The organism is Natronospirillum sp. (assembly GCF_022565775.1).
Lineage (GTDB): Bacteria > Pseudomonadota > Gammaproteobacteria > Pseudomonadales > Natronospirillaceae > Natronospirillum.
The window spans coordinates 21,658-36,619 of sequence record NZ_JAIUMC010000020.1 but is presented as its reverse complement, the minus strand read 5'-3'; the positions used below and the strand labels follow the sequence as shown (position 1 = coordinate 36,619).

The window sequence follows — 14,962 nt, the reverse complement described above, 5'->3', positions numbered from 1 at the left end:
CGAGCGAGCCTGGGGATTGCAGCATAAAACAGTCCAAGAAAAGCGCCGCACCTCCCAGTAGACAGAAGACAGTCGACTGTAGACAGCTATGCAGTGCCAACCAGAAAAATCGTGCAAGTCGACAGGAACCAGCCAAACATAGGTGGGTCGCTGAATGTAGCCAAGCCCGCCACTGTCATCTGTCTTCTGTCGACTCAACTTTTACTATGATGCTCCCTGGCATGCAGCGCCAGCCTGACCTTGGAGCGGCTGGACCTTTTCAGGAGGTTGCAGAGAAATACAGCCTAGGCCGGATTTCTCTGCAAGACCAGGTAACTGTTCAATCGAACTTAGCAGCTATCTAACCAATCGAACGCTATAGAAGTTGCTTTTCCGGTTTTCGACAACATTACCTTGATTGAAGTTATACCCGAACGCGTCCAATTCATTCTCACCGACAGTGGCAGACCAGTAAATTCCTCTTTCCGTGCTGGGGAATGCAGCCTGAATGACAGTCGGACTATCGATATTCAGAAAGGAGCCGCACAGTTCATCTGTCCCATTCGAGTCAAAGTTGCCCGTATCGGAACAGTAAACGATAGTTCGCAATTCATCTTTGGTTGGCAATCTAAAGCCACCAGACGCAGTCTGATCAGTCGCATCATCCCATTGAATCGTCGACCTATCGCCATTGCAGCTACTGCCATTCCAGGTCTGACCCAAACTGCAGCGCTGCCATTCCAGACCGGTAGCCAGGTCACGAATCAGTTCTCCATCAGGGTTCAGGTCTCCGTTGGGATCAATGGCTTCATAACGTTCCGATATGATGTCGCCATGTGGAGTGGCGCTGACCTCTTCGCTCGGATCACTTTCAACGCCGCCATCCCCTACCGAACGAACGACGTAGTAATAGGTTGTAGTGTTGGACCTGCCGGTATGCGTATAGGAGGTCTCGGTAATATCGGGAATTGAAGTGCCTTCGTCAGCCGTACCCTCGACCGTGGAAAAGTAAAGGGTGTAGGAATTGGCGTCGGGTACTGAATCCCAGCTCAATGTCACTTCCGAATCACCTGGCAACGCAGTCAAACTGAACAGAGATTCGTCTGATGAACCATTTTCGTCAGTCGAATCTGCGTCTTCAGAAGTATCCGAGTCATCAGAGGAGCTTGATGAACTGTCATCACAGGCAATCAATATCAACACAGAAAAAATTGAAACCAACCAAAACGAAGCTTTACGGAGTGAAACACTTGATTGACCTAGAGACATTATCAAACATCCTTTTCATATTATTTGCTCTTGCGAAAGCTTAGCACAAATGATCACAAAGCGACCAAGAGAATTCTCTGCAGGACAATCGATGAGTTTGCTGTCATCTGTCGACCGTCGTCTGTCTACTGAATCAGGCCTTACTATGATGCTCCCTGGCATGCAGCGCCGCGCCTACCTTGGACCGATTGGATCTTTCCAACCGGTCGCAGATGGCCCAGCCGACCTTGGCCATGGCCTTGAGGTCGACATCGGTGCGGATACCCAGCCCCTGCAGCAGATACAGCACATCTTCCGTGGCTACGTTGCCGGCAGCACCGGGGGCATAGGGGCAGCCGCCCAGGCCGGCCACCGAGCTGTCAACGACGCTGACACCCTCTTCCAGCGCGGCATAGATGTTGGCGATGGCCTGCCCGTATGTGTCGTGAAAATGTACGGCAAGATGTTCTATCGGCACTCGGGTCGACACGGCGGTGAGCATGCTCCTGACCGACAGCGGTGTTCCGATGCCGATGGTGTCGCCCAGCGAGATTTCATAGCACCCCAGGTCATACAGCGCACCGGCCACTTTCGCCACGGCATCCGGGGCTATTCTTCCCTCATAGGGGCAGCCGACTACCGTGGAGACATAGCCACGGACACGAACCTTTTTGGCCTTTGCGGCCTCGATGACGGGCGCAAAGCGCTCCAGGCTCTCGTCGATGGAGCAATTGATGTTCTTGCGGCTGAAGGTCTCGGAGGCCGCAGCAAAAACGGCCACCTGATCGGCGCCGGCGGCAATGGCCTGCTCGAAACCCTGCATGTTAGGAGTCAGCGCAGAATAAATCACCCCGTCACGACGGTTGATCTGGCGCAGCACATCGCCGGAATCGGCCATCTGTGGTACCCATTTGGGTGAGACAAAGCTGCCAGCCTCGATATGCTGCAGCCCGGTTTCCGCCAAGCGCTCAATCAGGCGGACCTTGTCCACCACGGACAGTGGGTGAGTCTCATTCTGCAGGCCATCGCGTGGCCCCATTTCGACCAGAGTAACCTGCCTGGGCAACCTCATTCCACGGACTCCTCAGCCGGCACGAAGGCCAGCAATTCTGAACCGGAGGTGACCGTACCACCTACCTGGAACCAGATTTCTTCGACAGTGCCGTCCGCCGGCGCTCTGATGGTGTGCTCCATCTTCATGGCCTCCATCACCAGCAGTGCCTGGCCGGCTTTGACGTCCTGCCCCTTGTCTACAAGTATAGACACTACTGTGCCATTCATGGGCGCGGTCAGCGAATGTTCAACGTCCTTCCCGGTTCCGACATGCTCCTCGGCAGGCTGACAGACGCAGCGCCAGGGCCGCCCGTCAACAAACAGGGTCAGGTGCCTTGGGGTGTCACCCCTGGCTGACCAGCCATAGTGGTATTGTCGACCCTGCCAGGCCAGGGTAGCGCGGTCTTCCGTCAGCTCCAGAACCTGGGGCCAGGCCGGCATATCGGTACGCACGCAACGCACGACGTCGCCTTGGTGCTCGACTTCAACGGCGGCATAGGCCGGTCGGTTCAGGCGCCAGCCCGCCAACTGATCCCAGGGGTCAGCGGAAACCGCCTGCTTGCGCCGCAGCAACTCGACATGGAGTGCTGCCGCCAGGGCGGACATGTCGTTCACGTCCAGCGGCGCCGGGGCCAGCAACGCCTCATGGTGGCGTTCGATAAAACCGGTATCCAGCTCTGCCGCCCCGAACGCCGGATGGCCCGCCAGGCGGCGCAGAAACGGAATATTGGTCACCACGCCGTCTATCCGATAGTCCGCCAGTGCCCGGGTCATCAGGCGCAGCGCTTCGGTGCGGGTGCGACCGTGTACCACCAACTTGGCGATCATGGGGTCATAGTAGATGCTGACCTCATCGCCTTCGACAACACCGGTATCGATACGCACCCGGTCATTGGTCTGCGGCGTGCGCAGGCAGGTCAGCGTGCCGGTGGCCGGCAGGAAGTCGTGCTCGGGATCTTCGGCATAGATCCGGGCCTCTACTGCGTGGCCGGTCAATTCGATATCCACCTGCTTCAGTGGCAGCGCCTCACCGACAGCCACGCGCAACTGCCAGTCCACCAGATCCTGGCCGGTGATCATTTCCGTGACCGGATGCTCCACCTGCAGACGGGTATTCATCTCCATGAAGTAGAAGGAGCCGTCGCGATCGAGCAGGAATTCCACCGTACCGGCACCCACATAATTGATGGCCTGGGCTGCACGAACCGCAGCCTCTCCCATCGCCCGGCGCAGTTCCGGCGTCATGCCGGGTGCCGGAGCCTCTTCAATCACCTTTTGATGCCGCCGCTGTACCGAGCAGTCCCGCTCGGCGAGATAGACCGCATTGCCGTGCGTATCGGCAAATACCTGAATTTCCACGTGCCGTGGCTGAACCACGCACTTTTCGACCAGCAGGTCGCCATTGCCGAACGCATTTTCGCCCTCGCGACGCGCTGCCGCTGCCGCAGCGTCGAACTCGGCTGGGTCGTCAACCACGCGCATGCCCTTGCCGCCTCCACCATGCACGGCTTTCAGCATGACCGGATAGCCGATTTCGCTGGCCGTTTCACGCAGGTTCGCCATATCCTGATCCGCACCGTGATAGCCCGGCACCAGAGGCACACCGGCTTTCTCCATGATCCGTTTGGCGGCGCTTTTGGAACCCATCGCATCAATGGCCTCGGCGGGTGGCCCGATGAATACCAATCCGGCTTTGGCACAGGCCCGGGCAAAGTCGGGGTTTTCGGACAGAAAGCCATAGCCCGGGTGAATGGCCTGCGCACCGGTACGCACCGCCGCTTCGATCACGGCATCCGCGCGCAGGTAGGACTCCCTGGCCGGTGCCGGGCCGAGATGCACGGCTTCGTCGGCCAGGCGCACATGCTGAGCCTTGCTATCCGCATCCGAATAGACAGCAACTGTCGTCACGCCAAGGGCCCGGCAGGTGCGTATGATCCGGCAGGCTATTTCGCCGCGGTTGGCAATCAGAATCTTGCTGAACATGCATTTGCTCCGAAATTGTCGGCCTTGGTGCCTTTTGCAGCACTAGTGTCCTGTCATTTTTTCTTTTTCTGCAGGAAGGCGTTGAGCCCTGCCTGACCATCTTCCGACACCCGGATGGCGGCAATCCGCTCACTGGTTTCGTCAAGCAGTTCGTCATCGATGGCATGGTCGCTGATGGCCAGCAACAGGTCTTTGGCCTGCAGCACGGCCGAGTGGCGATTGGCCAGCACCTGGTCTGTCCAGTTGGCGGCAGCCGCCTTGAGCTGCACGGTCGGTACCAGTTTGTGTGCCAGGCCGATGTTGAGCGCCTGGGGTGCATCAATGACTTCGGCACTCAGGCAGTAGCGGCGCGCCTGGCGCTCACCGATTGCGCGAGTGACATAGGGCAGTATGGTGGCCGGGATCAACCCGATCTTGACCTCACTGAGACAGAAAAAGGCTTCATCACTGGCAATGACCATGTCACAGCAACTGGCCAGGCCGACCGCGCCACCAAAGGCAGCCCCCTGCACCAATACTACCGTGGGCTGCGGCATGTGATAGAGCGTATCCAGCAATTCGGCCAGTTGCCGCGCATCAGTCAAGTTGGCAGTGTAGTCATTGTCGATCATCCGCTGCATCCAGCCCAGATCTGCCCCAGCGCTGAAGTGATCACCGCTGCCTTCCAGCTGCACCACCTTGACTTCAGGCGTTTCTGCCGCCTCTTTGAGCTCGATCAACAGGGCTTCAACAAGCTCGTCATCAAAAGCGTTGCGCTTGTCAGGGCGATTGATGATGAGGTGCAGCACCCCGCGCTCGTCCAGTTCCTGTAACAGAAAATCGTCAGCCATGATTCACATCCTGAACACGCCAAAGCGTGTATCTGCAATGGGTTTGTTCAGACAGGCAGACAGGCTCAGCGCCAGTACCTCCCGTGTCTGTGCCGGGTCAATGATGCCATCATCCCACAGTCGGGCACTGGCGTAGTAGGGGTGTCCCTGTGTCTCGTACTGCTCGCGTATAGGCGTCTTGAAAGCCGATTCGTCCTCCTGACTCCAGGTTTCGCCGCGCGCTTCCAGCGCATCGCGGCGAACCTGCGCCATGACACCGGCAGCCTGCTCACCGCCCATGACGGAGATGCGCGCATTGGGCCACATCCAGAGAAAGTTCGGATCATAGGCGCGCCCGCACAGGCCATAGTTGCCCGCGCCGTAGCTGCCGCCGATGATCACGGTCAGTTTGGGCACTCGGGCACAGGCCACGGCCGTCACCAGCTTGGCGCCATGTTTGGCAATGCCCTCCGCCTCATATTGTCTTCCCACCATGAACCCGGTGATGTTCTGCAGAAAAATCAGCGGAATATGCCGCTGGGTGCACAGCTCGATGAAGTGCGCACCCTTGACCGCCGATTCGCTGAACAGCACGCCATTGTTGGCGATGATGCCCACCGGATGGCCGTGCAGACGGGCGAAACCGGTGACCAGCGTACTGCCATACAGCGGCTTGAATTCGTCGAAGGCCGAGTCATCCACGATACGGCCGATCACTTCGTGCACGTCATAGGATTTGCGCAGGTCCGTGCCGACGATGCCATAGAGTTCCTGCGGATCGTGCTTCGGCGGCAGAGGCTCGGCCTGATTGGGCAGGTCCGGCTTACTGTGGTTGAGGCGAGCCACGGCCCGCCGGGCCAGATGCAGGGCATGCAGGTCGTTTTCGGCATAATGATCGGCCACGCCGGAGACCTTGCAGTGCACATCGGCACCGCCTAGATCCTCGGCGGACACCACTTCAGCTGTGGCGGCTTTCACCAACGGCGGGCCGGCCAGGAAGATCGAGCCCTGATTGCGCACAATGATGGATTCATCGGCCATGGCCGGTACATAGGCGCCACCAGCAGTGCAGAGCCCCATCACCACGGCAATCTGCGGAATGCCCTCAGCCGACATGTTGGCCTGGTTGAAGAAGATGCGTCCGAAATGGTCCCGGTCCGGGAAGACGTCATCCTGCTGCGGCAAGTTGGCACCACCGGAGTCGACCAGGTAGATACAGGGTAATCGATTCTGCTGCGCAATGGCCTGGGCGCGCAGATGCTTTTTCACCGACAGCGGGAAGTAGGTGCCGCCTTTCACGGTGGCGTCATTGGCCACGATCATGCACTCGACACCTTCGACGCGGCCAATGCCCGCGATCACCCCGGCACAGGGCACGTCATCGTCATAGACGTTGTAGGCGGCGAACTGGCCAATCTCAAGAAACGGGGAGCCGTCATCCAGCAGGCGGCGCACACGCTCCCGAGGCAGCAGTTTGCCGCGCGATTCATGGCGTGCCTGCTTGTCGGCACCACCGCCCTGCTCGAACTGGTGCAGTCGGTCGTACAGGTCATCGACCAGGGCCTGCATGGCGTCCCGGTTTTTCTGGAACTCTTCGCTGTGCACGTTGACTGCTGTGGTCACTCTGGGCTCCTGTTGTTATTCATGTTCAAAGCCACCTTGGCTGAGGGGCCTCTCGGCCCCGAGCGCGGCCAAGGCACGCGCCTGCAATAGTGCCACCACTGTGGGCGCTGGCTTGCCTGCGCTTGAGTTTGTGGCCCCCTGAGCGTGGCTTACGCCACTGGCCTACAAATTAGGCACAGGCCCCTGTAGGCCAGCGACGTCAGTCGCGCTCGGCGGCGCAGCCGCCCAGAACGGGCACCTTCGGTGCCCCAGCGCGGCCAAGGCCAGCGCCTACAGTTGTGGCCGCCTCACGATTCGTTGAACAACTCCCGCCCGATCAGCATGCGCCGAATCTCGGAGGTGCCGGCGCCGATTTCGTACAGCTTGGCGTCGCGCAGCAGCCGCCCGGTCGGGTATTCATTGATGTAGCCATTGCCGCCAAGCAACTGAATGGCATCCAGCGCCATCTGCGTGGCCTTCTCTGCTGCATACAGGATAGCCCCTGCAGCGTCCTTGCGCGCGGTTTCGCCCCGATCGCAGGCCATCGCCACGGTATACACATAGGCGCGACAGGCATTCAGTGTGGTGTACATGTCGGCCAGCTTGCCCTGTACCAACTGGAATTCGCCGATGGACTGCCCGAATTGCTTGCGGTCGTGCACATAGGGCACCACCACATCCATGCAGGCCTGCATGATGCCCAAGGGGCCGCCGGCCAGCACGACACGCTCGTAGTCCAGGCCGCTCATCAGCACCTGCACGCCGCGACCTTCTTCACCCAGCAGGTTCTCTGCCGGTACTTTGCAGTTGTCGAACACCAGCTCACAGGTGTTGGAACCGCGCATACCCAGCTTGTCGAGCTTCTGCGCCTGGCTGAAACCGGCAAAGCCGCGCTCGATGATAAAGGCGGAAATGCCCTTCGAGCCGGCGGCCGGATCGGTTTTCGCGTAGACCACATAGGTTTCGGCATCAGGGCCGTTGGTGATCCACATCTTGTTACCGGTCAGCACATAGTGGTCACCCTTTTTCTCGGCGCGCAGCTTCATGCTGACCACATCGGAGCCTGCACCGGGTTCACTCATCGCCAGTGCGCCGACATGCTCGCCGGAAATCAGTCCGGGCAGATATTTGGCCTTCTGCTCTGCCGTGCCGTGGCGGCGAATCTGATTCACACAGAGGTTGGAGTGGGCTCCGTAAGACAGCGCCACCGACGCCGACGCCCGGCTGATTTCTTCCATCACCACCACATGCGCCAGATACCCCATGCCTGCACCGCCATCGGCTTCCGGCACGGTGATCCCGAGCACACCCAGATCGCCGAACTTGCGCCACAGATCCGCCGGGAATTCATTCTTCTCGTCGATCTCTGCAGCGCGCGGGGCAATCTCTTCCTGTGCAAACGCATTGATCTGGTCGCGCACCATGTCCACGGTGTCGTCCAGACCGAAATTCAGAGCCTTGTAGGGCGTTATCATTATGCTTTCCTCAGTTGTCCAGTTCCTGGCGCAGGCGTTGCTGCCCGGTATCGCTCATCGAGTTCCAGCAGCGCTCTTCGGCGTTGCGCAGTTCTTCCTGCACAATGCGCAGGTCCACCAGTTGCTGTTGCAGGGCCGCCTGTCGCTCGCGCACCTTGCGAATCATCACACTCAGTTGCCGGTCATTGTTGCCGTTGGATTCATCATAAAGCTCGAACAGCTCCCGTGTTTCTGCCAGCGAGAACCCCAGCCGCTTGCCGCGCAGAATCAGCTTCAGGCGCACCCGGTCCTTGCGTGCGTAGATGCGCTTCTGCCCGTCGCGCGCAGGCGCCAAAAGGCCTTCCGCCTCATAGAAGCGGATGCTGCGCGGCGTGATATCGAACTCCCGCGAGAGTTCGTTGATGGTCCAGGTCTGCTGGCGTTGGTCTGGCATCACGGTCATGGTGCTCTGGCTTTACAGGTCACTGATTTCAGGACAAAGCCTAACCCAGGTTTACGTTTGCGTAAACGTCAACTTATGCTAATTTCGGTCGCAACAGAAATCACAACTGTCAGCTCTGGTGAACAGAGTCTGACATGGCATGGAGCTCTACCATGAACTTCGAACTGTCCGAAGACCAGCGTGCCTTTGTCGAGTCGGCACGCCAGTTCAGCGAACGGGAGCTGGCGCCGCATGCGGCCCGCTGGGATGCCGAGGCAGAATTCCCGGTCGACGTCATCCGCAAGGCCGCCGACATGGGCTTCTGCGGCCTCTATGTGCCCACCGATCAGGGTGGTCTTGGCCTGTCGCGGCTGGACTCCAGCCTGGTGTTCGAGCAACTGGCCATGGGCTGTACCTCCACCACCGCCTACCTGACCGTGCAGAACATGGTGACCTGGATGATCGCCTCCTTTGCCAGCAAGTCAGTGGCCGACGACTGGGTGCCGCGCATGGTGGCCGGTGAAACCCTGGGCGCCTATTGCCTGACCGAGCCGGGCTCGGGGTCGGATGCCGGTTCACTGAAAACCCGGGCCGAGCGCTCGGGTGACGACTATGTGCTGAACGGTACCAAGATGTTCATTTCCGGTGCCAGCGCGGCCGGCGTTTTTGTGGTGATGGCGCGTACCGGCAGTGAAGGCCCGTCCGGTATATCCGCCTTTGTTGTGCCGGCCGATGCCAGCGGCATCAGCGTAGGTAAACCGGAAGAAAAAATGGGTTGGAAAAGTCAGCCCACCTGTTCAGTATCCTTCGACAATGTACGTATTCCGGCGCACAGCCGACTGGGTGAAGAAGGCGAAGGATTCCGCTTTGCCATGCGCGGCCTGGATGGCGGGCGCATCAATATAGCCACCTGCTCACTCGGTACCGCCCAGCAGGCGTTGAACGAGGCCAGAGACTACGTGCTGGAGCGCCAGCAGTTTGGCAAGCCGATCAGCCAGTTCCAGGGGCTGCAGTTCAAACTGGCCGACATGGCGACGGAGCTGGTGGCGGCCCGGCAACTGGTGCGACTCGCTGCTGCCAAGCTGGACAATGGCGACCCGGAGGCCACCGCCTATTGTGCGATGGCCAAGCGCTTTGCCACCGATGTCGGTTACCGGGTGTGCGATGAGGCACTGCAATTATTCGGTGGTTATGGCTACATTAGAGAGTATCCGGCCGAACGCCATCTGCGGGATGCCCGAGTGCACCGGATACTGGAAGGCACCAATGAGATCATGCGGGTTATAGTCGCCCGCCGGTTGCTGGCAGAGAACGCCGGCGAGCTGCTGTAGATCCTGTGCCGGCGAACCGACAACACGGAGAGCGCACATGAGTGACGACAAGAATCAGGATCAGCCGCTGCGTCTGGAACGGGACGGCGCAGTCGGCATCATTGTCCTGGACAACCCGCCTGCCAACACCTGGACGCTGGACAGCCTGCAGCGGTTCAGGCACCTGCTGGACGAACTGAATGACGATGACGACATTCGTGCTCTGGTCATTACCAGCGCCAGCGACAAGTTCTTCTCGGCCGGTGCCGACCTGAACCAGTTTGCCGATGGCGATACGACCCACGCCACCCAGGCAGCGCGGGCGTTTGGCTCGGCGTTTGAAGCATTGAGCACCTTCGAGGGGCTGACCGTGGCAGCCATCAATGGCTGGGCCATGGGCGGCGGTCTTGAAGTCGCTCTGGCCTGCGATCTCAGAGTGGCCGCGCAAGGCGCAAAGATGGCACTGCCCGAGGCTCGCGTCGGGCTGCTGCCGTGCGCAGGAGGTACCCAGAACCTGACCCGACTGGTGGGTGAAGGTTGGGCCAAACGGATCATCCTGTGCGGAGAACGAGTCGATGCCGAGCAGGCGCTGCGCATCGGCCTGGTGGAAGAGGTCGTGGCCGACGGTGAGGCCCACCAGAAAGCCCTGGAACTGGCGCAGATGTCCTGCCGCCAGAGCCCGGGCTCGGTCGCTGCCTGCAAGACACTGATACAGCATACGCGCTCCGGTGACCACAACTCGGCCCTGATGCGCGAGCGCGACCTGTTCGTCGACCTGTTTCGCACCGAAGACCAGCGCGAAGGCGTCAATGCCTTCCTGGAGAAACGCGAACCGCACTGGAAAAATCGCTGACCGCGGAGGCCTATCATGGCAGACGACAAGACAGACGCCCCTGTACTCCTGCAGGAAATACCGCTTGGCCCCTCCGGACAGCTCCGCCTGGGTCGCGCTTCCCTGAATCGGCCCAAGTCGCTCAATGCGCTGGGTCGGGACATGATCGGCATACTGCTGGAGCAGTTGTCCGAATGGGCGGACGACCCCAACATTGTCGCTGTCTGGCTGGATGGAGAGGGCGGCAAGGCCTTCTGTGCCGGCGGTGATGTGGTTCAGGTCTATCTGGCCATGGCCTCGGACGACGAAGACACCGAGGCCGCAGCAATCGACTACTTCAGCCACGAATACCGCCTTGATCACTTGATTCATGTCTTCCCCAAGCCGCTGATCTGCTGGGGTGACGGTATCGTCATGGGCGGCGGCCTGGGCCTGATGGCGGGCGCCAGCACCCGTATCGTGACCGAGACAACGCGCATCGCCATGCCGGAAATCACCATCGGCCTGTTCCCGGATGTAGCCGGCAGTTGGCTGCTCAACCGCATGCCCGGCCACACCGGTCGTTTTATCGGGCTGACCGGCGCCCACCTGAACGCCAGTGATGCTTTGTTCGCCGGGCTGGCTGACCGCTTCATTCCACATGACGATCAGGAGCGCGTTCTGCAGGCCCTGCGCGACGAGCACTGGTCAGGCGGGCCGCATGAGGATCAGGCGCGACTGGATCGACTGCTGCGCCGTTTCAGCCATCTGGCCAATGACAAGGTACATCGGCACCTGCCAGAAAGCCCGCTGCGCCAGCACTACGATCGCATCAATGAACTGGTGGACCACCCGACACTGGTCGAGACGGTGCACGCCATCACCGGTCTGACCGACAAGGACCCCTGGCTGCAGAAGGCCGCGAAGACACTGCAGCACGGCAGCCCGACGGCAGCCCACGTCATCAACGAGCAGCTCGCCAGAGCCCGCCACTGGTCACTGGCCGAATGCTTCCGTCAGGAACTGGTGCTGGCCATCAACTGCTGTCTGCTGGGCGAATTCCAGGAAGGGGTGCGTGCCCTGCTGATCGACAAGGACCGCCAGCCCCACTGGCGCTATCCGGATGTCGAATCCGTCGAGATGCAGTTTGTGGACGCCCACTTTGAACAACGCTGGGCCGAAAACCCATTGGCAGACCTCGGAACCTACTGAAGGACCTTTGAAACCATGCAGATCAACAAGTCAGTCATTGTCATCACCGGCGGTGCCCGGGGTCTCGGACGAGCCATGGCGCTGCGCCTGGCCGGCCAGGGCGCCCGCCTCGCCCTGGTCGACCTGGACCAGGACGGCCTTGACGATACAGCGGTAGCCTGCCGGGCGGCAGGCGGCAGAGCAGAGACCTATCACCTGGACATCACTGACGAACCGGCCGTGGAAGCCTGCTTTGCCCTGATTCGCGAAGACTTCGGGCGCATCGACGGGCTGATCAACAATGCCGGCGTGCTGATGGACGGACTGCTGATCAAGGTAAAAGACGGCAAGCTGGAGAAGAAGATGTCGGCCGAGCAGTTCCGCAAGCTGATCGACATCAACCTGACCGGCACCTTCCTCTGCGGCCGAGAAGCCGCCGCCATCATGGCGCAGGACGGTCATGGCGGGGTCATCATCAATATGGCTTCGGTCTCGCGGGCCGGTAACATGGGCCAAAGCAACTACAGTGCCGCCAAGGCCGGCGTGTCGGCCATGACCGTCACCTGGGCGAAAGAACTGGCACGCTACAAGATCCGTGTCGCCGCTATTGCCCCCGGCGCCATCGCCACCGACATGACCGCCCAGATGAAACCCGAAGCCCTGCAGCGCATGGAACAGATGGCGATGCTCGGCCGCCTGGGTGAACAGAAAGAAATCGCCCACAGCGCCCAGTACATCTTCGAGAACGACTTCTTCACCGGCCGGGTGCTGGAGGTGGATGGCGGGACGCGGATCTAGAGCCTGAACCGCCCTACCAGGCCAGTCAGCTTGCCGGAGGCTCGCTGCAGCCCTCCGCTGGCCTCGACATTGGCTTCAGCGGCGCGCTGCGCCTCTTCCGAGTGATGCTCGACACGGGCAATGCCGGTGTTGATGACCTCGATCTGCTCTTGTTGCCCATGGGTGTACTGCACGAGTTGGGTGTTCAGCTCGTTGATTTTTTCCACCTGCTCGACGATGACACCCAGTGCCCGGGCGACGTCCTCGGTCGCCTCGACATTACTGTCGAGCTGTTTAAGGCTGACATCAATAGCCTCGGTGCCATGGTCGGCCCCCTGCTTGAGTGACTGGGTCAGCGTTTCAATTTCCACCGTTGCTTCGCCCGTGCGCTGAGCCAGTTGGCGCACCTCGTCGGCCACCACGGCAAAGCCGCGACCGGATTCACCGGCCCGGGCTGCCTCGATTGCTGCATTCAGGGCCAGCAGATTGGTTTGCTCCGAAATCGCCCTGATTCCACCGAGCACCGAATCTATCTTGTCGCTGTCCTCCTTGAACCGGTTCATCGCCGCGTTGACTTCGGCCATGCGGCTGCTCAGGGCGTCTACCTCTGATCTGGCCTGGTCGACCCCTTTGCGGCTGTCACTGATGGACTGGTTGACCGAACTGGTCTGCTGGCGGACCTGCTCGCCCGCCTCCGCCACCGAGTGCACCGTACTATTCAGCTCCTGAGTGGCCGAGGCAATTTCCGCTTCACTGCGTCGCTGTGCATCCACCGCGGACTGGGTGACCACGGTTGTCTCGTGCATGGCCTTGATGCTGTCGGAGATGGTCTGACCGGCATCGGACATATCCTGCACATTGTCTCGCAGAGAACCGATCAGCCCATTGACCTGCTGAATCACTTCTTTCAACTCGCCAACGGCACCGGGAGATTCGATCTCCCGACTCAGGTCATCATGGGTAACCCGATTCACGCCGGCCACGAAATCGGACATGGGTTTGACAATAAACCGCCTCAGACCGAGGCTGGCGAGCAAGCCGATAATCACTGCAATGGCGCACAATGCCATCAGAATCAGGGGCAACTGACGGGCCTGCGCCTGGCGCTGAGCCGCGGCGACTTCCACCTCGGTGAGACGATCGGCCTGGTCTACCGACAGGATCGTGCGCATCGAGTCGATGGTTTCCTGCACCCGAGCCTCCACCGCCGGAATGGCACCCAATTGCTCACTCAGGGCGCTGGCAGTCGCAGACAAATCATCCACCAGTGAGCGTGATATGTCATTGTTCTGGCTGACTCTCGACAGTGTGTTGGCGATGACCTCCTGCGCCTCCGCGTTGGTTTCACGCTGCTCTTCCAGTCTCTCGCCGGTTTCCGCTGCCAGCTGATTGGCCTGCGTTGCTGTATCATTGGCCAGCGCCAGACTGCCCTCCTGAATGCGCGCAGCCAGTGCAGCCACGGCTTCCGCTGTGGTGATCAGCTGCGGCAGCAGCTCTGCTCTCTCCTCTTCGTCGGTGCTGCCGGTAAAGGTGCCCAGATCGCGCCGGAAGCCTCGCAGGTCGCGGCGCAGCTCAATCAGCACCTGGCGGGTGTCATCGGTCTGGTCGACGTTGAACATGGCACTGGTCATGCTGGCCAGGCCGCGGGTCACGTCCTGAATAGTGTCGCCAAAGGTCGTTTCGTCCACCTCGAACCCGCCGGCGATACGATACAGATCCAGCAACACGGTCTGAGAGCTGGCAGAAATGGTCTGCGATAGGGTGATCATTTCAAACAGCGGCCCGGACACCAGCGCCAGGTCATCGGCAATGCTGGCCGTGCTTTCGCTGATATTTCTGAGGCTGGTGCTCTGGCCTTCCGCTACCTGCTCGAGGTTTTGCAAATCCGAGTCGATTTCCAGCGCAGCTTCCGTAGTGGAGACCATCTGCTGCTCGAGCCCCTGCAGGCGCAGCAATGACTCCTGAGCCACAGAGAGTGACGCCAACTCGGCTTCCAGCTCACCGAGCGAGCCCAGTGACTGCTCCAGACTGTCGGATACCTCTTCGGTCTCTCCCATCAGGTGGGACAGGCTCGCGCTGAGTTGCTGCACACTGAAGATTGAATAGGCACCGATCAATAGCAGGCAGGCAATCAACAGGCCGAAGAGAGCGTAAATAAGCCCTGAAATAGAGAGAAGCTGACGCATGGTACTACCCCGCCATTCGGTCAATCACTCTCCCTTGTAGCGACCGCGTTAATCAAAGCTGTAGTAAAAACTTTAGGACAATCTGCCTGAAAAGCAACTTCGGAGGGCGACTTAAGT

The 14,962-nt window shown here is 60.1% G+C and carries 12 protein-coding genes; 4 read left to right on the top strand and 8 right to left on the bottom strand.

Annotation, left to right across the window (positions count from 1 at the left end):
• Window positions 1-336 precede the first annotated feature (336 nt).
• The 7 genes from LAT62_RS06335 to LAT62_RS06305 form a co-directional block, all read right to left on the bottom strand.
• Complete coding sequence (locus LAT62_RS06335) at window positions 337-1,248, bottom strand: DUF1566 domain-containing protein (protein ID WP_293380669.1); 912 nt, start codon at window positions 1,246-1,248, stop codon at window positions 337-339.
• A gap of 133 nt (window positions 1,249-1,381) precedes the next feature.
• Window positions 1,382-2,299, bottom strand: a complete 918-nt coding sequence (locus LAT62_RS06330; protein WP_293380666.1) for a hydroxymethylglutaryl-CoA lyase — start codon at window positions 2,297-2,299, stop codon at window positions 1,382-1,384.
• Window positions 2,296-4,263, bottom strand: a complete 1,968-nt coding sequence (locus LAT62_RS06325) for an acetyl/propionyl/methylcrotonyl-CoA carboxylase subunit alpha (protein ID WP_293380663.1) — start codon at window positions 4,261-4,263, stop codon at window positions 2,296-2,298. The genes LAT62_RS06330 and LAT62_RS06325 overlap by 4 nt, the downstream gene beginning before the upstream one ends.
• A gap of 53 nt (window positions 4,264-4,316) precedes the next feature.
• A complete protein-coding gene (locus tag LAT62_RS06320; protein ID WP_293380660.1) occupies window positions 4,317-5,093 on the bottom strand; it encodes an enoyl-CoA hydratase-related protein in 777 nt (258 codons plus the stop codon).
• A 3-nt stretch (window positions 5,094-5,096) separates the two neighbouring features.
• Complete coding sequence (locus tag LAT62_RS06315; RefSeq protein ID WP_293380674.1) at window positions 5,097-6,641, bottom strand: carboxyl transferase domain-containing protein; 1,545 nt, start codon at window positions 6,639-6,641, stop codon at window positions 5,097-5,099.
• A 341-nt stretch (window positions 6,642-6,982) separates the two neighbouring features.
• On the bottom strand, window positions 6,983-8,149 hold the full coding sequence (locus LAT62_RS06310; RefSeq protein ID WP_293380657.1) for an isovaleryl-CoA dehydrogenase: 1,167 nt from the start codon (window positions 8,147-8,149) through the stop codon (window positions 6,983-6,985).
• Between the two features lie 10 nt (window positions 8,150-8,159).
• Window positions 8,160-8,591 (bottom strand): MerR family DNA-binding transcriptional regulator, encoded by a 432-nt coding sequence (locus LAT62_RS06305; protein ID WP_293380654.1) that lies wholly within the window; start codon window positions 8,589-8,591, stop codon window positions 8,160-8,162.
• A gap of 152 nt (window positions 8,592-8,743) precedes the next feature.
• Here LAT62_RS06305 and LAT62_RS06300 point away from each other — a divergent pair, with 152 nt between their 5' ends.
• Genes LAT62_RS06300 through LAT62_RS06285 form a run of 4 tightly spaced genes read left to right on the top strand, consistent with a single transcriptional unit; the run spans window position 8,744 to window position 12,680 of the window.
• On the top strand, window positions 8,744-9,901 hold the full coding sequence (locus tag LAT62_RS06300; protein ID WP_293380651.1) for an acyl-CoA dehydrogenase family protein: 1,158 nt from the start codon (window positions 8,744-8,746) through the stop codon (window positions 9,899-9,901).
• A 37-nt stretch (window positions 9,902-9,938) separates the two neighbouring features.
• Window positions 9,939-10,733 carry an enoyl-CoA hydratase gene (locus LAT62_RS06295; RefSeq protein WP_293380648.1) on the top strand — a complete coding sequence of 265 codons (795 nt, stop codon included), beginning with the start codon at window positions 9,939-9,941 and terminating at the stop codon, window positions 10,731-10,733.
• A 15-nt stretch (window positions 10,734-10,748) separates the two neighbouring features.
• Window positions 10,749-11,903 (top strand): enoyl-CoA hydratase/isomerase family protein, encoded by a 1,155-nt coding sequence (locus tag LAT62_RS06290; RefSeq protein WP_293380645.1) that lies wholly within the window; start codon window positions 10,749-10,751, stop codon window positions 11,901-11,903.
• Between the two features lie 15 nt (window positions 11,904-11,918).
• The gene (locus LAT62_RS06285) at window positions 11,919-12,680 is read left to right on the top strand and encodes an SDR family oxidoreductase (protein ID WP_293380642.1); all 762 of its coding nucleotides are present in this window, start codon (window positions 11,919-11,921) and stop codon (window positions 12,678-12,680) included.
• On the opposite strand, the gene LAT62_RS06280 is transcribed toward LAT62_RS06285, so the two are convergent.
• Window positions 12,677-14,845 (bottom strand): methyl-accepting chemotaxis protein, encoded by a 2,169-nt coding sequence (locus tag LAT62_RS06280; protein ID WP_293380639.1) that lies wholly within the window; start codon window positions 14,843-14,845, stop codon window positions 12,677-12,679. The two genes, LAT62_RS06285 and LAT62_RS06280, sit on opposite strands and share 4 nt — an antisense overlap.
• Window positions 14,846-14,962: the final 117 nt, after the last annotated feature.

Coding starts and splice junctions, on each gene's coding strand:
- LAT62_RS06335 (WP_293380669.1), bottom strand. CDS start 1,248: ATGTCTCTAGGTCAATCAAGTGTTTCACTCCGTAAAGCTTCGTTTTGG.
- LAT62_RS06330 (WP_293380666.1), bottom strand. CDS start 2,299: ATGAGGTTGCCCAGGCAGGTTACTCTGGTCGAAATGGGGCCACGCGAT.
- LAT62_RS06325 (WP_293380663.1), bottom strand. CDS start 4,263: ATGTTCAGCAAGATTCTGATTGCCAACCGCGGCGAAATAGCCTGCCGG.
- LAT62_RS06320 (WP_293380660.1), bottom strand. CDS start 5,093: ATGGCTGACGATTTTCTGTTACAGGAACTGGACGAGCGCGGGGTGCTG.
- LAT62_RS06315 (WP_293380674.1), bottom strand. CDS start 6,641: ATGCAGGCCCTGGTCGATGACCTGTACGACCGACTGCACCAGTTCGAG.
- LAT62_RS06310 (WP_293380657.1), bottom strand. CDS start 8,149: ATGATAACGCCCTACAAGGCTCTGAATTTCGGTCTGGACGACACCGTG.
- LAT62_RS06305 (WP_293380654.1), bottom strand. CDS start 8,591: ATGACCGTGATGCCAGACCAACGCCAGCAGACCTGGACCATCAACGAA.
- LAT62_RS06300 (WP_293380651.1), top strand. CDS start 8,744: ATGAACTTCGAACTGTCCGAAGACCAGCGTGCCTTTGTCGAGTCGGCA.
- LAT62_RS06295 (WP_293380648.1), top strand. CDS start 9,939: ATGAGTGACGACAAGAATCAGGATCAGCCGCTGCGTCTGGAACGGGAC.
- LAT62_RS06290 (WP_293380645.1), top strand. CDS start 10,749: ATGGCAGACGACAAGACAGACGCCCCTGTACTCCTGCAGGAAATACCG.
- LAT62_RS06285 (WP_293380642.1), top strand. CDS start 11,919: ATGCAGATCAACAAGTCAGTCATTGTCATCACCGGCGGTGCCCGGGGT.
- LAT62_RS06280 (WP_293380639.1), bottom strand. CDS start 14,845: ATGCGTCAGCTTCTCTCTATTTCAGGGCTTATTTACGCTCTCTTCGGC.